At 62.7% G+C, this 14,776-nt stretch carries 14 protein-coding genes; 1 reads left to right on the forward strand and 13 read right to left on the reverse strand.

Annotated features, from left to right (window positions below; translation table 11 throughout):
• Window positions 1-100: 100 nt before the first annotated feature.
• From ABGM93_RS18020 to ABGM93_RS18050, 7 genes are all read right to left on the reverse strand, one after another.
• Entirely contained in the window at window positions 101-1,276 is a 1,176-nt protein-coding gene (locus ABGM93_RS18020) for an acetyl-CoA C-acetyltransferase (protein WP_321501811.1), read from the reverse strand.
• A complete protein-coding gene (locus ABGM93_RS18025; protein WP_321501813.1) occupies window positions 1,269-1,526 on the reverse strand; it encodes a hypothetical protein in 258 nt (85 codons plus the stop codon). Before ABGM93_RS18025 ends, ABGM93_RS18020 begins: the two co-directional genes overlap by 8 nt.
• 51 nt (window positions 1,527-1,577) lie before the next feature.
• A complete protein-coding gene (locus ABGM93_RS18030) occupies window positions 1,578-2,228 on the reverse strand; it encodes a 3-oxoacid CoA-transferase subunit B (protein ID WP_321501815.1) in 651 nt (216 codons plus the stop codon).
• Window positions 2,221-2,883, reverse strand: a complete 663-nt coding sequence (locus tag ABGM93_RS18035; protein ID WP_321501817.1) for a 3-oxoacid CoA-transferase subunit A — start codon at window positions 2,881-2,883, stop codon at window positions 2,221-2,223. Before ABGM93_RS18035 ends, ABGM93_RS18030 begins: the two co-directional genes overlap by 8 nt.
• An 81-nt stretch (window positions 2,884-2,964) precedes the next feature.
• On the reverse strand, window positions 2,965-3,276 hold the full coding sequence (locus tag ABGM93_RS18040) for a hypothetical protein (RefSeq protein ID WP_321501819.1): 312 nt from the start codon (window positions 3,274-3,276) through the stop codon (window positions 2,965-2,967).
• Between the two features lie 5 nt (window positions 3,277-3,281).
• Window positions 3,282-4,619, reverse strand: a complete 1,338-nt coding sequence (locus tag ABGM93_RS18045) for an acyclic terpene utilization AtuA family protein (RefSeq protein ID WP_321501821.1) — start codon at window positions 4,617-4,619, stop codon at window positions 3,282-3,284.
• Between the two features lie 49 nt (window positions 4,620-4,668).
• Window positions 4,669-5,979, reverse strand: a complete 1,311-nt coding sequence (locus tag ABGM93_RS18050; protein ID WP_321501823.1) for a citrate:proton symporter — start codon at window positions 5,977-5,979, stop codon at window positions 4,669-4,671.
• Between the two features lie 445 nt (window positions 5,980-6,424).
• On the opposite strand from ABGM93_RS18050, the gene ABGM93_RS18055 reads away from it, so the two are divergent.
• A complete protein-coding gene (locus ABGM93_RS18055) occupies window positions 6,425-7,366 on the forward strand; it encodes a LysR family transcriptional regulator (RefSeq protein WP_321501825.1) in 942 nt (313 codons plus the stop codon).
• A 62-nt stretch (window positions 7,367-7,428) separates the two neighbouring features.
• On the opposite strand, the gene ABGM93_RS18060 is transcribed toward ABGM93_RS18055, so the two are convergent.
• From ABGM93_RS18060 to ABGM93_RS18085, 6 genes are all read right to left on the reverse strand, one after another.
• Entirely contained in the window at window positions 7,429-8,670 is a 1,242-nt protein-coding gene (locus ABGM93_RS18060; protein ID WP_321501827.1) for a hydantoinase/carbamoylase family amidase, read from the reverse strand.
• A 40-nt stretch (window positions 8,671-8,710) separates the two neighbouring features.
• Entirely contained in the window at window positions 8,711-9,448 is a 738-nt protein-coding gene (locus ABGM93_RS18065) for a GntR family transcriptional regulator (RefSeq protein ID WP_321501829.1), read from the reverse strand.
• Window positions 9,445-10,794, reverse strand: a complete 1,350-nt coding sequence (locus tag ABGM93_RS18070) for an aminotransferase class III-fold pyridoxal phosphate-dependent enzyme (RefSeq protein WP_321501832.1) — start codon at window positions 10,792-10,794, stop codon at window positions 9,445-9,447. The genes ABGM93_RS18065 and ABGM93_RS18070 overlap by 4 nt, the downstream gene beginning before the upstream one ends.
• Window positions 10,791-11,861: a phosphotransferase gene (locus ABGM93_RS18075; protein ID WP_321501834.1), complete on the reverse strand. Its 1,071-nt coding sequence runs from the start codon at window positions 11,859-11,861 to the stop codon at window positions 10,791-10,793. The genes ABGM93_RS18070 and ABGM93_RS18075 overlap by 4 nt, the downstream gene beginning before the upstream one ends.
• A gap of 88 nt (window positions 11,862-11,949) precedes the next feature.
• Window positions 11,950-13,386, reverse strand: a complete 1,437-nt coding sequence (locus tag ABGM93_RS18080; protein ID WP_321501836.1) for an amidase — start codon at window positions 13,384-13,386, stop codon at window positions 11,950-11,952.
• 19 nt (window positions 13,387-13,405) lie between these two features.
• Complete coding sequence (locus tag ABGM93_RS18085) at window positions 13,406-14,752, reverse strand: aspartate aminotransferase family protein (protein WP_321501838.1); 1,347 nt, start codon at window positions 14,750-14,752, stop codon at window positions 13,406-13,408.
• Window positions 14,753-14,776 lie beyond the last annotated feature (24 nt).

A 14,776-nucleotide genomic window follows, 5' to 3' on the forward strand; every position in this document is an offset into this window, starting at 1 on the left:
GGGCAGGTCCAGGGCCAAAGTTCGCAGGTTTCAATCGAGATTGACGGCGCCGCGGGCAGGAGCGGCGCCGTCGTGAGCGTCAGCTTGGAAAGGCCAACGCTCAGTCGCGTTCAACGCAGAGCGCGATGCCCATGCCACCACCGATGCAAAGCGTGGCGAGGCCCTTCTTCGCGTCGCGACGCTCCATCTCGTGCAGCAGGGTCACCAGAATGCGGGCGCCCGATGCGCCGATCGGATGGCCCAGCGCGATCGCGCCGCCATTCACGTTGACCTTGGCCGCATCCCAGCCCATTTCGTTGTTCACGGCGGCTGCCTGGGCGGCAAAAGCCTCGTTGGCCTCGATCAGGTCGAGGTCGGAGGACTTCCAGCCGAGCTTGGCCAGCAGCTTGCGCGAGGCCGCAATGGGGCCGGTGCCCATGATGGCGGGATCGACGCCCGCGGTCGCCCAGCCGGCCACGCGGGCCATCGGCTTGAGGCCGCGCTTTTTCGCCTCTTCCGCGCTCATCATCACGACAGCTGCGGCGCCGTCATTGATGCCGGAGGCGTTGCCTGCGGTCACGGTGCCGGTCTTGGTGAAGGCCGGGCGCAGACCCGCGAGCTTTTCCGCGGTGGTGCCGGGACGGATGAATTCGTCTTCCGTCACAACGGTGTCGCCCTTGCGGCTATGCACGGTGACCGGCACAATTTCATTGACGAAATGGCCGTTCTCGCGCGCTTTTGCGGCGCGCTCTTGCGAACGGGCGGCCAGCTCATCCTGGGCTTCGCGGCTGATGTCGCTCATCTTGGCGACGTTTTCCGCCGTCATGCCCATATGATAGTCGTTGAAGGCGTCCCACAGGCCGTCCTTGATCATGGTGTCGACCATGGTGCCGGGGCCCATCTTGATGCCGTTGCGCACATGTATGGCATGGGGGGCGAGGCTCATGTTCTCCTGGCCACCGGCAATGACGACGGAGGCGTCGCCACATGCAATCGACTGCAAGCCCATTCCCACGGCACGCAGGCCCGATCCGCACACCTGGTTGATGGTGATGGCGGTGGAGGAGGAGGGCAGGCCCGCCTTGAGTGCGGCCTGACGGGCCGGGTTCTGGCCGAGCCCGGCCGTCAGCACATTGCCCAGAATGACATCTTCGACGTCAGCGGTTTCCAGCTTGGAGCGCTTCAGCAGCTCAAGAATGACGGTCGCGCCGAGATCAGCGGCGGGAACGCTGGACAGGCCCCCGTTGAAGGTTCCGATGGCGGTGCGGACTGCGGAGGTGATGACGACGTCAGTCATTGGCTGCGCTTCCTTCGAATTGCGGCATGGAGATATTGGCGCAGGTTGCTTCAACTGCGGTCACGTGGCTGGTCGCGGCGCGACGCAGCTGCGTGATCTGGTTGAAGGCGTTCAGGCGTTCGCGGCTCACGCTGGTGAAGCTCTCCGCCGCCTGGCGCGCAAAGTCGCGGGCCTGGTCCGGGGTCAGAGGTTCCTGGCCCGGCAGGGATTCAAGCGATACTTCCAGCGTGACGGTGACCTGCGCGGTCACTGATGTGTCTTTTTGTTCAGCTAACATTGGATCAATCCAATCAGATCAGGCTCACAGAGCCATTTCAGGGACGTTGTCCGGTACGATCAGCGTTGCTTCGGTCGCCTCAAGGACGTCTTTGACGGAGACGCCGGGGGCGAGTTCACGCAGCACGAGACCCTCATCGGTCGGTTCGATAACAGCCAGATCCGTGACGATGAGGTCGACGCGACGCACAGCGGTCAGCGGAAGGCAGCATTCCTTCACGATCTTCGGAGCCCCCTTGGCGGTGTGGGTCATCGCGACGATCACCCGCTTGGCACCGGCCACAAGGTCCATCGCACCGCCCATGCCCGGCACCATCTTGCCCGGCACCATCCAGTTGGCGAGCAAGCCGCGCTCGTCAACCTGCAGCCCGCCCAGAACGGTCACGTCGAGATGACCGCCGCGGATCAGGCCGAAGGAGAAGCTGGAGTCAAAGGCCGAAGCGCCGGGAACGGAGCCGATCGGCGTGCCGCCGGCATCGGTCAGATCCGCGTCGAAGAGGCCCGGATGGGGCAGCGTGCTCATGCCGATGATGCCGTTCTCCGACTGGAACGACACTTCCACGCCCTTCGGAAGATACGAAGCGACAAGGGTCGGCAGGCCAATGCCAAGATTCGCCAGGTTGCCCGTCTTCAGTTCTTGGGCGACGCGGGTGGCGATAAGGATCTTGCTATCCATTGCGCGTCTCCTTTGCGACCAGGTAGTCGACCACGACGTGCGGGGTGACGATCATGTCGGGAGAGATGACGCCGACAGGGACGATGGATTCCGCTTCCGCGATCACCGTCTCGGCGGCCATCGCCATCAGCGGATTGAAGTTGCGCGCAGTCAGCGCGTACATCAGGTTGCCCTGATAGTCGCTGAGCTTGGCGTTCACGAGAGCGAAATCGGCCTTGATCGGGAGTTCGATCAGGTAGGTCTTGCCTTCCAGCTCGATGGTCTGGCGGCCTTCGGCGGCGATCGTGCCGACGCCGGTCGGGGTCACAACGGCACCGAGGCCGTAGCCGCCCGCGCGAATGCGCTCGGCAAGCGTGCCTTGGGGAACGAGTTGAACCTCGATGTCGCCGTCGATCATCTGCTTCTGGGTCATCGGGTTGGTGCCGATGTGGCTCGTGATGAGCTTGGAGACCTGGCCGGCCTCGATCAGCTTGCCGATGCCGAAGCCTGGACGGGCGGTGTCATTGGCGATGACGGTGAGGTTCTTCTGGCCCTGGCGAACGAGTTCGTCGATGAGGCGCGGGGGAGTGCCGACGCCCATGAAGCCGCCGATCATCAGAACGGCACCGTCCTGAATCCGTGCGACAGCGTCCGCAGCGGAAATGATATCAGACATCGGATCCTTCCTTGGGATACGCAGGAGAACCGGAGCGAGCGACAACTGGGAGGTGTGTGCCCGCTCCGGATCAGGTCGGTCCTAGGACCTTTCGGGGATTTCCATGGCCAGAAGGGCAGAGGCCAGGCACTTCCCGTGGGGGTCCAGAGCCAGAGACCGGGTCACGCCGCCGCCGAGGGCCTGCTGCATGACGAAATTCAGCGCTCCGATGCTCGGGATCTCGTAACGAACGACTTCGCCGTGGACGATGCCCTTGAAGTGGGCGCGCACCTTGTCCGCCGTCACGTGGCGGGCGAGATGGTCGAAGTCCTTCGCATCATTGGCGATCAGCGAGATGTTCGAAATGTCGCCTTTGTCACCGGTGCGAGAATGGGCACATTCATAGAGTTTCATTGTTTTCAGGCCTCGACGAACTGAACGGTGGGGGTCACATCTTCACGCGGGAGAAGAGCGGAGAGCATGGCCACGACCTGCTTGGCAGTCTTGGTGGAGCCGCCGCCGCTGGCCGGTCCGTTCGTGTAGAGTGTTTCCACTTCGTTGCCGATGCGAACGGCTTCCGCCATGGACGCGGTGCGCCCGGCGACGCGGATGCGCACTTCGGTCGGTTCCGGCTGGGGGGCGAGCACATCGCCGTGAATGGCGTTGTAGCCGATCAGGTCGAATTTCAGCTCGCTGGCTTCCAGGCCGATGATCGACAGACGTTCCTTGACGATGTAGAGGGCAAGCCTGCCGCGGGCGAGTGCCCCCGGACCGGCATAAGACATCTCGCCTTCGCCGATATAGCCGTCGACATAGCCAACGGAAGCCTTGAGGGTCGCCGGACGCTCCCGTCCCTTGACACCGCCCACGCGGACGCGGTCAGGCGCTTCTTCGGTGAAGGTGATCTGCGAGAAGTCAGCGATCACATCCGGCGTCAGATAGCTGGCGGGATCGTGCACTTCGTACAGGATCTGCTCCTTGCAGGTGTCTGTCGTCACCTTGCCACCGGCTTCGGCAACCTTGGTGATGACGAACTCGCCATCTTCGGTGACTTCGGCGATCGGGAAGCCGAGACGGGCGAGGCCCGCGACATCCTTGAGGCCGGGTTCTGCGTAGTAGCCGCCGGTGACCTGACCGCCGCATTCCAGCAGGTGGCCAACGGCCGTGCCCTTGGCGAGCCTGTCCCAGTCATCGAACGACCAGCCGAATTCGAAGATCTGCGGGGCGAGGAACAGGGCCGGGTCGGCAACGCGGCCCGTGATCACGACGTCCGCGCCGTTCTCCAGAGCTTCCACCAGCGGGCCTGCGCCCAGATAGGCGTTGGCGGAGAGAAGCGTGTCACCCATCGAAGAGGCCGGGGAGCCTGTCTCGGTGATCTTGATGTCCTTGTCGGTGAGAACCTTGAGGACGTCATCCCCACCCACGCAGGCGACCTTCAGGCCGGTAATGCCAAGCTCGGCGGCGATTTCGGCGGTCTTCTTGGCGGCGGCCAAAGGATTGGCCGCCCCCATGTTCGTGATGAGCTTGATGCCCTTCTGCTTGCAGGCGGGCAGGACAGCGCGCATCCGCGCTTCCAGGAGTGCGTCGTAACCCGCTTCCGGGTTGTTCAGTTTGGCCTTCTGCGCGATAGCAATCGTGCGTTCTGCCAGACATTCGAAGACGAGGTAGTCAATGTTGCCTTTTTCGGCAACTTCAACTGCGGGCTCGATACGGTCGCCGGAGTAGCCGGCACCTGCACCAATACGAATGGTTTTCATTTTCTTGTCTTCTGCTTTCAATCTGTTTTTCAGTCGAACGGTCGGTCACCTAGAATGGGAAGACCCCGACAATCACGGCGCCCACGGTCATGACCAGGGAGACCGCAAGGGCCAGCGGAATGGTGAAGCGCTGGTGTTCGCCGAGAGAGACACCGGAAAGACCGATGAGCAGGAAGGTGGAGGCCGTCAGCGGGCTTACGGGGAAGCCGGTGGTCATCTGGCCGATGATCGAAGCCTGACCGATGGCAACCGGATCTCCGCCGAAGGTCTGGTAGACTTCCGCGATGACGGGCATCACGCCGAAGTAGTAGCTGTCGGGATCGAACAGCAGGCTGAGCGGCATGGAGAGAGCGCCAACCATGACGGGCATGTGCGAGGCGAAGTCTTCCGACACGAAACCGGCAGCGGTTTGGGCCATGGCGGACAACATGCCGGATTCACGCATGATGCCGGTGAAGGCGCCTGCCGCGAAGAGAATGGTGGCCATCATCAGCGCTGCCTTGGCATGGGCGTCGATGCGGGTCTTCTGTTCGGCGGGCTTGGGGTAGTTGATCAGCAGGGCAGCCACGGTGCCGAGCATGAAGGACACGGCCGCAGGCAGGTAGCCGGAGATCATCGCGCCCAGAACGGCGAGGGTCAGGGCAACGTTGACCAGGAACAGGTGCGGACGACGCAGGGCCTTTTCATCGTCGGTCAGTTCGCGGGTGTGAACTTCGGTGTGGTCGATGCCTTCAAGGTGACCTTCGGCGCCAAGACGCTTTTCTTCGCGCAGGCCGAGGATGTAGGAGATGATGAAAACGGTAACCAGGCCAATGATCTGAACGGTGATCATCGGGTTGAAGACTTCGGTGACGGGGACGTGGAGCGCGGAAGCCGCACGCAGGGTCGGGCCGCCCCAGGGGAGCATGTTGGCCGTACCGGCGGCCATGGCGGCGATTGCGGCCAGAACGACGCGGCGCATTTTCAGCCGGTCATAAAGCGGCAGCATGGCCGGGATCGTGACGAGGAAGGTAACGGCGCCAGAGCCATCGAGGTGAACGACGGTGGCGAGAAGCGCGGTGCCGACCGTGATGCGCGACGGGCGCATCCCGACAACCTTGAGGATGCGATCGATGATCGGATCCATCATGCCTGCATCGGAAAGGATTCCGAAGAAGACGATGGCGAACACGAACATGACGGCCACAGGCGCAATTTTCTTAAGGCCTGCGATCATGAAGCCCGCGCTCTCAAACCCAAAACCGCCGATAAGCGCGGCGATCAGAGGAATCGTAATGAGCGCGACCAACGGAGAGAGTTTATTGGTCATGATGGAGACGAGCAGAAGTACTATCGTCCCCAGTCCGAGAAGAGCCAGCATTTTTAGACCTCAACTATGAATACCACCCGCGACGATCATGTCTCTGCATGTCGAATGCTGGTGTGGTGTCTGTCTTGTTGATCTACAATGCAGAATGAGAAACGGCAGATGGTCCTATGCCCGGTCTTTTTGGTTAGTCTTTCGTCTCGCCTCTCATGCTGCTGTCAGGAGTTTTGTCTTTCCCAACGCTCATAGTGTCGGGCATGCCGATCGTTTAATAAAATGAAATTTATAAATATGATTTATAATGATATCTTATAAGAATGGTGAAACAGGTAAAAATATCAATGTGTTAAAAAATGTGCCAACTTGACCGAACTCATGGGGCTTCGGGCCGTCCGATTGTCGCACCCTAAAAGTTGACCAAGAATCGCCCTCGAACTGCCCAACTTTATGCCAATTGGCGGGCGTCGAATGGCGGTTCGCCAGAGGAGGTTGTCGCAGCATGGCTCCGACATTTCGTCAGATTCAGGCCTTTCTCGCCGTCGCCACGCATCTGAAGTTCGTGAAGGCTGCCGAGGAGCTCCATATATCCCAGCCCGCTCTGACGGTGCAGATCAACCAGCTGGAGTCGGCGCTTTCGATCAAGCTGTTCAACAGAACGAAGCGCCAGGTCTCACTCACTGCGGCCGGGCAGGATATGCTGCCCCTGTTTGAGCGGATCGCGGGGGATATGGACCAAGTGATGGCCGCCTCCAGCGATATTCACTATGCGCGCCGGGGGGTGGTTCGCATTGCCTGTCTGCCTTCGGTCGCCGCGCGCATCGTGCCCATCGCCATGGAGAAGTTCCGACACACACATCCCAACATCCGTGTCCATGTGCGCGATGTGATGGGCGAGGATATCGTCCAGATGGTGAAACTGAACGCCGTGGATTTCGGGATCGGTGCGCGCCTGACACCGGATCGTGAGATCAAGGTGGAGGGCTTTCTGACCGACCATATCTGCGCCTTCTATCAGGAGGGCCATCCGCTCGGGAAAGTGGGAGAGGTCCTGAAACTGTCCGATTGCGTGCGCTATCCGCTGATCCTCACAAATCAGAACAGCAGCGTGCGCGTGCTGTTCGAACGGTCCATGGCGCGTGAAGGGGTTGATGTGGAGATCGCTGGCGAGGCGAATTACATGTCGACCGCGCTCGGTATGGTGCGTGCCGGGCTGGGCGTTGCGATCCTGCCCATGTCGGCAATCGATGCCGGAAATGCGTTTGGGCTCGAATACAGGCCCATCGACGCGCCCTGGCTCAACCGGCGTATCGGTTTCGTCCGCAAGGCGACAGGGAGCCTCTCGCCGGTGGCCGAACATTTCATCAAGGCGCTTCAGGAGACGGGCGACAGTCTGCCAAATGATACATTTCGCAGTTCCAGACGCTCCGATTCCTGCGTTTAGTCGCCTCCTCAGGGGGGGAGCCGTCGCGCGTAGCCGTGCGGCTTGAGCTCTTCGCGGGCGTCTCAGGCGAGCCCGGCCTCGCGCGCGGCCGTGTAGAGCAGAACCTCTGCTCCCTTTGCAACATGTTCGGGCTCCGCCCATTCGCGCTCGCTATGCGAAACGCCATCGCGGCAGGGAACGAAGATCAGTGCGGTGGGGCAGAGCTCCTGCATGGACAGCGCATCGTGCGCGGTGAGCGTCGGCAATTCGCACGATGACAGTCCGAGCCCGTCCGCGGTCTCGCGAACCGCGCTGCGCAGTTCCGGCGAGAAATCGAAGGCATCGCGGAAATGGCGGTGCTGGAGGTCGATCTCAAGGCCCGTCTCTTGCGCAATCTGTCGGACCGCCGCCTCGATCCTGTCCATGATCCGGCGGCGTCCGTCCTCCTCCATATGCACCACCGCATAGGAAAGCTCCGTTCGATGGGGGATGTTCACGCGGTTGTTCGGCCAGTTGGTGATGGTGGAGGCGGAAACCATGCCCAGCGGCTCTTCCGCCGCGCCGATCTCGTCAATGGCGAGGATCAGCCGGGCGGCGGCGGTGAGCGCGTTGCGCCGTGCCGACATCGGGGTTGTCTGGGTGTGACCGTTCTCACCGTTCACCGTGACATAGCCGGAGCACATGAAGGAGGTTCGGCTGACCGCGGCGATGTCTGTGCCGCTGCTTTCAAGCTCCGGGCCTTGCTCGATATGCAGTTCCAGATAGCGATGAAGCGCGCGGCCACCGACGGGCATCGCACCCGCCTGCCCGGTGCGGTCCAGTTCCTGGCCCAGAACCTTTCCCTCAGGATCGACGCGTGAGAGGGCTTCTTCAAGCGGCAGCTTCCCGGCAAAGACGGCGGAGCCCATCACACCGGGCTGAAAGCGCGCGCCTTCCTCGTTGGTCCAGTCCACGATCTCGATTGCGTGGCGGGTGCGGATGTCACCTTCATTGAGCGCGCGGACGACGGCCAGACCGGCCAGAACGCCGAGCACGCCGTCGAATTTGCCGCCGGGCATCTGGGTGTCGAGATGGCTGCCGATGACCACCGGCGGCAGGTTCGGGTCGGTGCCCTCGCGGCGGGCGAAGATGTTGCCGATGGCGTCGGTGGTGACGGTGAGGCCCGCCTGTCGCGCCCAGAAACGGAAAAGGGCGCGCGCCTCGCGATCGGCATCGCTAAGCGCGGGACGAAACGATCCGCCGCCCGCCGTCTCCCCGATGGCTCCCATCGTCATCAGGTCCGACCACAGGCGTTCGGCATCAATGGGAGGCAGGGAGGCGGTCATGGGAGCGGTCCTTGGATGGGAAGCGGGCTGCTTGGCCGTGTCAGGTGTTCAAAAGCGTTGCCAGATCGAGATCCTCTTCCATGAAGAGGATGTCTGGGCTGTCGCGCTTCACGAAGTCGATGACGTCGGAAATGTCGTTGAGATGCTTGCGCAACAGCGCATGGGCGAGATCGCCGTCCTTGGCCTGAAGCGCCTTGTGGATGGCGCTGTGTTCGTCCTCGATTTCCTTGCGCATGCCCTGCTTGTCGAAGGCGCGGTAGCGCAGCCGGTCGAGCTGGCCGGTCGCATTGTGAACGGCGCTCCAGATATCGGGAAATCCCGCCACCCGACAGATCAGCTGATGGAACTCCGTGTCGAGCCGCAGGGCCAATCCATAATCCAAGCGCTTGTTCGCGTCCTGCTGAAGGAACTGCAGGATGTTGAAATCGCGATCGAAGGTCTCGCTGTAATTGCGCGCGGCAAGGCGCACCATGCGCAATTCGATGCTGGAGCGAACCAGATAGCCCTGAAGGACGCCGCGCAGGGAAATCCGGCTCACGAAGGTGCCGTCACCGGGCACCACCGTGACAAGTCCTTCCTGGGCAAGGCGCAGCACGGCTTCGCGCAAGGGGGTGCGGGAGATGCCCAGTTCGGCGCACAGTTCCTTTTCCGCAATGATGGAATTGGGCTCAAGCCGCATGCTGATCACCGCATCGCGCAGGTAATCATAGGCCTGTTCAGCCTTCGGTTTGCCGCGGTCCGTCTCGTCGGGAGGGGAATATTGTCCAGGTTGTTTCACGAGGGGCTCCGAAAAGGGATATCGGCGAGAACGCCTGAAAGAACATCGAGGAAATGGCCCGCGTCATCGCGGGAGAAGGGAAGCGGTGGGCGGATCTTCAGCACGTTGGCATGGGGGCCGGAGGCGCTGATGAGAACGCCCCGGCGACGCATCTCGTTGACGACATTCGTGGCCAGCGCCGCATCGGGCGTCCTGGTCTCGCCGTCTGACACGAATTCCAGCGCCACGAAGAGCCCGGCGCCGCGCACATCGCCGATGCGCTCGTCGTTTTCCTGCATGGTGCGCATGCCGGTCATCAACGCATCGCCGGAAAGCTTTGCGTTCGCGATGAGGCGGTCCTCCTCGATCACCGACAGAACCGCGGACGCGGCGGCGATGGAGACGTGGTTTGCGCCGAAGGTGTTGAAGTAACGGATTTTCTGGCCGAATTCCTCCTGAAGCTCAGGCTTCATGACGGCGGCCGCGATGGGCATGCCGTTGCCCATGGGTTTGCCCATGACGGCGATATCGGGAACGATCCCGTGGCGGGCAAAACCCCACATGCCGTCGCCAAGGCGACCAAAGCCGGGCTGCACTTCATCGGCGATATAGACCGCACCGGCCTCGTGCACGGCATCCAGCGTCTCCTTCAGGAAGCCAGCGGGCTCGGCGAAGATGCCGTCGGTTGAGAAGATGCTGTCGGCGATGAAGGCAGCGGGCCTGATGTTGCGGCGGCGGAAGAAGGCGATGGCCGCGCGCACGTCACGCGCCATGGCGGCCCCGACGTCTTCTCCATCGCCACGGTAGCTGTCGGGGGCGGGGATGGTCAGGACATGCTGGCCGACCGGCATGTTCTCGCCCAGCGACGGCGAGATTTCCGCGGCCGCGCGCGTGACGCCGTGATAGGCGTTTTCGGTGATGATGATGCCGGTGCCGCCGGTGACGAAACAGGCGATGCGCAGCGCCAGATCCACCGCCTCGCTGCCCGTGCAGGTATACATGACCCGGGAAAGCTCATCCGGGAAGGTCGCCAGCAGGCGTTCGGAATAGTCGAGCAGGGCTTCGTCGAGATAACGGGTGTGGGTGTTCAGGACCGCGGCCTGTTCGGCGATGGCTTCCACCACGCGCGGATGGCAGTGGCCGATGCAGGGCACGTTGTTATAGGCATCGAGATAGGCCTTGCCCGCATGATCGTAGAGCCAGACGCCTTCGCCGCGCACCAGATGGAGCGGTTCCTCGTAGAAGAGCCGGTAGGAGGGCCCCAACAGGGCCTGACGGCGTTCGATGAGCTTGCGCTCATGCTCGGGCATGGAGGCAAGGCGTGAGACATCGAAACCGTTGATCATGGAGGTGCGGGGGGCGGTCATTTGGGGGCTCGCATGAAGATGGTGTGGCAACGGGCGGCGAATTCGTCTTCGCAATAGGCACTCAGGCGGGCGAAGATGCGCCGCGACAAATCCGTGCGGCAGAGAATGCGCGCGGCGTGTTCGGGGAACATGCTGGCGCGCCAGTGCGGGATCACGATCCGCATCAGGGTCCGCACCATCATGGCGGGGTAGAGCGCCGCGATTTCGGCGTCGTTCAGTGTCTGAAGGGTCGCGTAGCCCGCCAACATGTCGAAGACGCAGTCGACCGGTTCACTCTCCTCGTCCAGCATGTAGCTCGCGCCCACGGCCACATCGAAGACACGGGGCGCGCGGACCATGTCCCCGAAATCGATGATCCCGCTCACCTCGTCGGGTTTGTCGGGATCGACGAGGATGTTCTCGCAGTTGAAGTCGTTGTGGATCACCTGTGTCGGCAGATCGTGGAGGCGGGACAGAACGTCCGCCTTGAACCGGGTGAGGCAGGCGGCCAGCCGGTCACGTTCCGCCTCGTCGGTCAGGCAATCGAGACCGGCGGCGAGATCGGGCGCATGGGTCATGTCCCATGTGATCTTGTGGTTGGCGCAGGCATGTTCGAAGCTCTCGAACGCCTTTTGCATGCGGGCCATCATGATGCCGACATTGGCGCGCTGACGGGCCGTGTGCTTGACGCTTGAAAGCGCCTGGCCATGCAGGAAGGTGACGAGGCGCACTGCGCGGGTGTCTCCATCCTCGGTCGGGATGCGAATGTCGGGCGCGCCGTTCAGCGCGGGCACGATGCGCTGCACGGGAATGCCCGGATCCACATGGGCGACATGCAGCAAGGCGCTGGAATGCAGGCTGGTCGTTTCCGGTTTCTCACCGGCATTGAGAACCTTGACGAGGCAGGTCGAGCCATCCTCAAGCGTCAGGCGATGGTTGGAATCCTTTTCCCCCCAAAGCCATTCCGCCTTGCCGCTCAGCCCGTAATGGGTCCTGACCAGATCTTCCACCTGCCGGTCGGACAGAAGGGTGGAGGCCGTTTGGAGTTCGGCGCCCAATCCGGAAGTGGGGGCAGTTGCAGCAGTCATCGCGTGGAGCGCCTCGTCGGTCATGTCTGGTTTTGGTGCGGGCGGCGGGGCCTTTCAAGCCTTCCGCCCGCACGGTTCGTGGTGGGCCTCAGCCCTTGCGCGGTTCGCTGAGCCGTTCTTCGGGGAAGGCTGCCTGATAGGCGGCCGCCATGCCAAGCACCACGTCATCGCGGAAGCTCGGTCCGACAAATTGCAGGCCGATGGGCAGCCCGTCCGCATCGAAGCCGCACGGCACGGTGGTCGCCGGTTGGCCTGTGAGGTTGAACGGATAGGTGAAGGGCGACCAGTCCGACCAGTCGCGGCCCGTGCCGTTGCCGGGGAAATCCATGCCCGCCTCAAAGGCGGTAAGCGGCATGGTCGGCAGCACCAGCGCATCATATTTCTGGAAGAACAGTTCCATGTGGACGGTCAGGTCCGCACGGGCCTGACGGGCGGCGATGTAATCCAGCGCGGAATAGGTCTGGCCTTCCTCGACGATCTTCAAAAGGCCGGGGTCCATGTTCTTCTTCTGCTCGTCGGTTGGCGCGAAGGCGCCGATTGCCTTGGCTTGTGCGGCATACCAGAGCGTCAGCAGGGTTTCCTGCGGACAGGCGAAGCCGGGATCCACTTCCTCAATGGTCGCGCCCAGTTCGCCGAGGCGGGTGACCGCCTTGTCCACCGCTGCCGCGACCTCCGCGTCCACCTTCGCATAGCCCAGATCGCGGCTATAGGCGAGCGTGAAGCCCTTCAGCGTGCCGGCTTGCTTCACGACCTTGCGCCAGTCCGGAACCGGGCTCGGGCAGCGTCCGTAAAGAGCGTGGGGCGACCAGCCGGTGGTGGCGTTCAAGAACAGCGCCGCGTCTTCCACGGTGCGGGTGAGCGGGCCGCGATGGGCAAGCTCGAACAGCGCGGACGGCGCATCCGCCGGGATCCAGCCGAAGGTCGGCTTGATGCCGAAGACACCGCAGAAGGAGGCCGGGATGCGGATGGAGCCCGCACCGTCCGAGCCTTCATGGAGGACGCCCATGTTGAGCGCGGCGCAAACGGCTGCGCCGCCGGAGGACCCGCCGGAAGCGCGGTCCGTGTGCCAGGGGTTGACCGTGTTGCCGAAGTGGGGCCCGTGGGTCAGGCCCTTCCAGCCAAATTCCGGCGAGGTGGTGGTGCCAAGGATGGTCGCCCCGGCCCCGCGTAGGCGCTGGATGATTTCCAGATCGCGATTGCAGGGTTCTGTATCGCCCAGAACGGAGCCACGGCGCAGCGGGATACCCTTGACGGCGGTCAGTTCCTTGATTGTCGTCGGCGCGCCGTCAATGGGGCTGAGAGGTTTGCCCTTTTGCCAGCGGGCTTCCGAGGCCTTGGCCTCCGCCAGCGCCTCTTCGGCGACCACATAGGCGAAGGCGTTGACGACCGGGTTGAAACGATCGATGCGCTCAAGGGAGGCCTTGACGGCCTCCACGGGGGAGGCCTCACCGGAGGCAAAGACGTCGGAAAGCTCCGCCGCCGTCATCTCGCCGAGATCGGTCTTGGTGGGTGTTGCAGCACTCATCTACGCTGTCTCCTCACGCTCAGCCTGCGGCCAGGTTGTCGAGCGCGCGGCCAACGGCTGCAAACATCTCGTCGACCTGCTCTGCGGTGATGATCAGCGGCGGGCAGAAGCAGATGGCTTCGCCGATGTTGCGGGTGATGACGCCTTCCGCCTCGCAGGCGAGTTGGAGAGCCATGGCGGCATCGCCGGGCTTGCCATCGGCCAGCGGCTTCATTTCCAGCGCGCCGATCAGGCCGATGCCGCGCGAGGAATGGGCCAGCGGATGCTCTGCGAGTTTGGCGAGGCCGGAGAGGAACTTCTCTTCCAGGGATGCGGCATTGGCGACGAGCTCGCGCTCGATGATGAGCTTGACGTTGGCCAGGCCGACGGCGGTGGCGACCGGGTGGCCGGACGCGGTGAAGCCGTGGCCGAACGAGCCGATGCGATCCGATTCATCGGCGATCGGCTGATAGAACTTGTCGTTCATCAGGATCGCCGAAAGCGGCAGGTAAGACGAGGAGAGCTGCTTGGAGAGAACCAGCACGTCCGGCTCGATGTTCAGGCGTTCGCAGGCGAACATGGTGCCGATGCGCCCAAAGCCGCAGATCACCTCGTCGGCGACCAGCAGGATGTCGTTCTTCTTGAGGATCTTCTGCACGCCTTCCCAGTAACCGGCGGGCGGAACCAGCACACCGCCCGCGCCCATTACCGGTTCGCCCCAGAAGGCGGCGATGGTGTCGGCGCCCTCGCGCTCGATCAGGTCCTCAAGATCCTTCAGCAAGCGTGCGGTGAACTGCTCCTCCGTCTCGCCGTCCTTTCCATAATGGACATAGGAGGGGCAGGACGTGTGGACCATGCGGTCGAGCGGCAGGTCGAAGCTCTCGTGGTTGCGGGTGATACCGGTGATCGAGCCCGCGGCAATCGTCACGCCGTGATAGCCCTTTTCGCGCCCGATGATCTTCTTCTTGTCCTTCTTGCCCAGCGCGTTGGAGCGATACCACACCATCTTGCAAGCCAGATCATTGGCTTCAGACCCGGAAGAGGTGAAGTGCACCTTCGACATGGGCACCGGGGCGATCTTGATCAGCAGTTCGGCCAGATCGATGGACGGGCCGTGGGTCTTGTAGGCGAAGGTGTGGTAGTAGGGCAGCTTCTCCATCTGCTGTTTGGCAACCTCGGCCAGGCTCTTCTCGCCGAAGCCGAGTGCGACCGACCAGAGACCCGCCAGCGCTTCGATGTAGCGCTTGCCGTTGTTGTCGGTGACATAGATGCCTTCTCCGGATTCGATCACCAGACCGCCATCGCGCTCGTATTTGCGCAGGTTCACGTTCTGATGCATCTGGTAGGCGACATCACGGGCTTCGGCAGAGTTGGGAATGATGGTCATGAAAATTGCTCCGTTATGTACGCG

The sequence above is a fragment of the Breoghania sp. genome (assembly GCF_963674635.1).
In the GTDB taxonomy this organism is placed as follows: Bacteria; Pseudomonadota; Alphaproteobacteria; order Rhizobiales; family Stappiaceae; genus Breoghania.

Coding starts and splice junctions, on each gene's coding strand:
- ABGM93_RS18020 (WP_321501811.1), bottom strand. CDS start 1,276: ATGACTGACGTCGTCATCACCTCCGCAGTCCGCACCGCCATCGGAACC.
- ABGM93_RS18030 (WP_321501815.1), bottom strand. CDS start 2,228: ATGGATAGCAAGATCCTTATCGCCACCCGCGTCGCCCAAGAACTGAAG.
- ABGM93_RS18035 (WP_321501817.1), bottom strand. CDS start 2,883: ATGTCTGATATCATTTCCGCTGCGGACGCTGTCGCACGGATTCAGGAC.
- ABGM93_RS18040 (WP_321501819.1), bottom strand. CDS start 3,276: ATGAAACTCTATGAATGTGCCCATTCTCGCACCGGTGACAAAGGCGAC.
- ABGM93_RS18045 (WP_321501821.1), bottom strand. CDS start 4,619: ATGAAAACCATTCGTATTGGTGCAGGTGCCGGCTACTCCGGCGACCGT.
- ABGM93_RS18050 (WP_321501823.1), bottom strand. CDS start 5,979: ATGCTGGCTCTTCTCGGACTGGGGACGATAGTACTTCTGCTCGTCTCC.
- ABGM93_RS18055 (WP_321501825.1), top strand. CDS start 6,425: ATGGCTCCGACATTTCGTCAGATTCAGGCCTTTCTCGCCGTCGCCACG.
- ABGM93_RS18060 (WP_321501827.1), bottom strand. CDS start 8,670: ATGACCGCCTCCCTGCCTCCCATTGATGCCGAACGCCTGTGGTCGGAC.
- ABGM93_RS18070 (WP_321501832.1), bottom strand. CDS start 10,794: ATGACCGCCCCCCGCACCTCCATGATCAACGGTTTCGATGTCTCACGC.
- ABGM93_RS18075 (WP_321501834.1), bottom strand. CDS start 11,861: ATGACTGCTGCAACTGCCCCCACTTCCGGATTGGGCGCCGAACTCCAA.
- ABGM93_RS18080 (WP_321501836.1), bottom strand. CDS start 13,386: ATGAGTGCTGCAACACCCACCAAGACCGATCTCGGCGAGATGACGGCG.
- ABGM93_RS18085 (WP_321501838.1), bottom strand. CDS start 14,752: ATGACCATCATTCCCAACTCTGCCGAAGCCCGTGATGTCGCCTACCAG.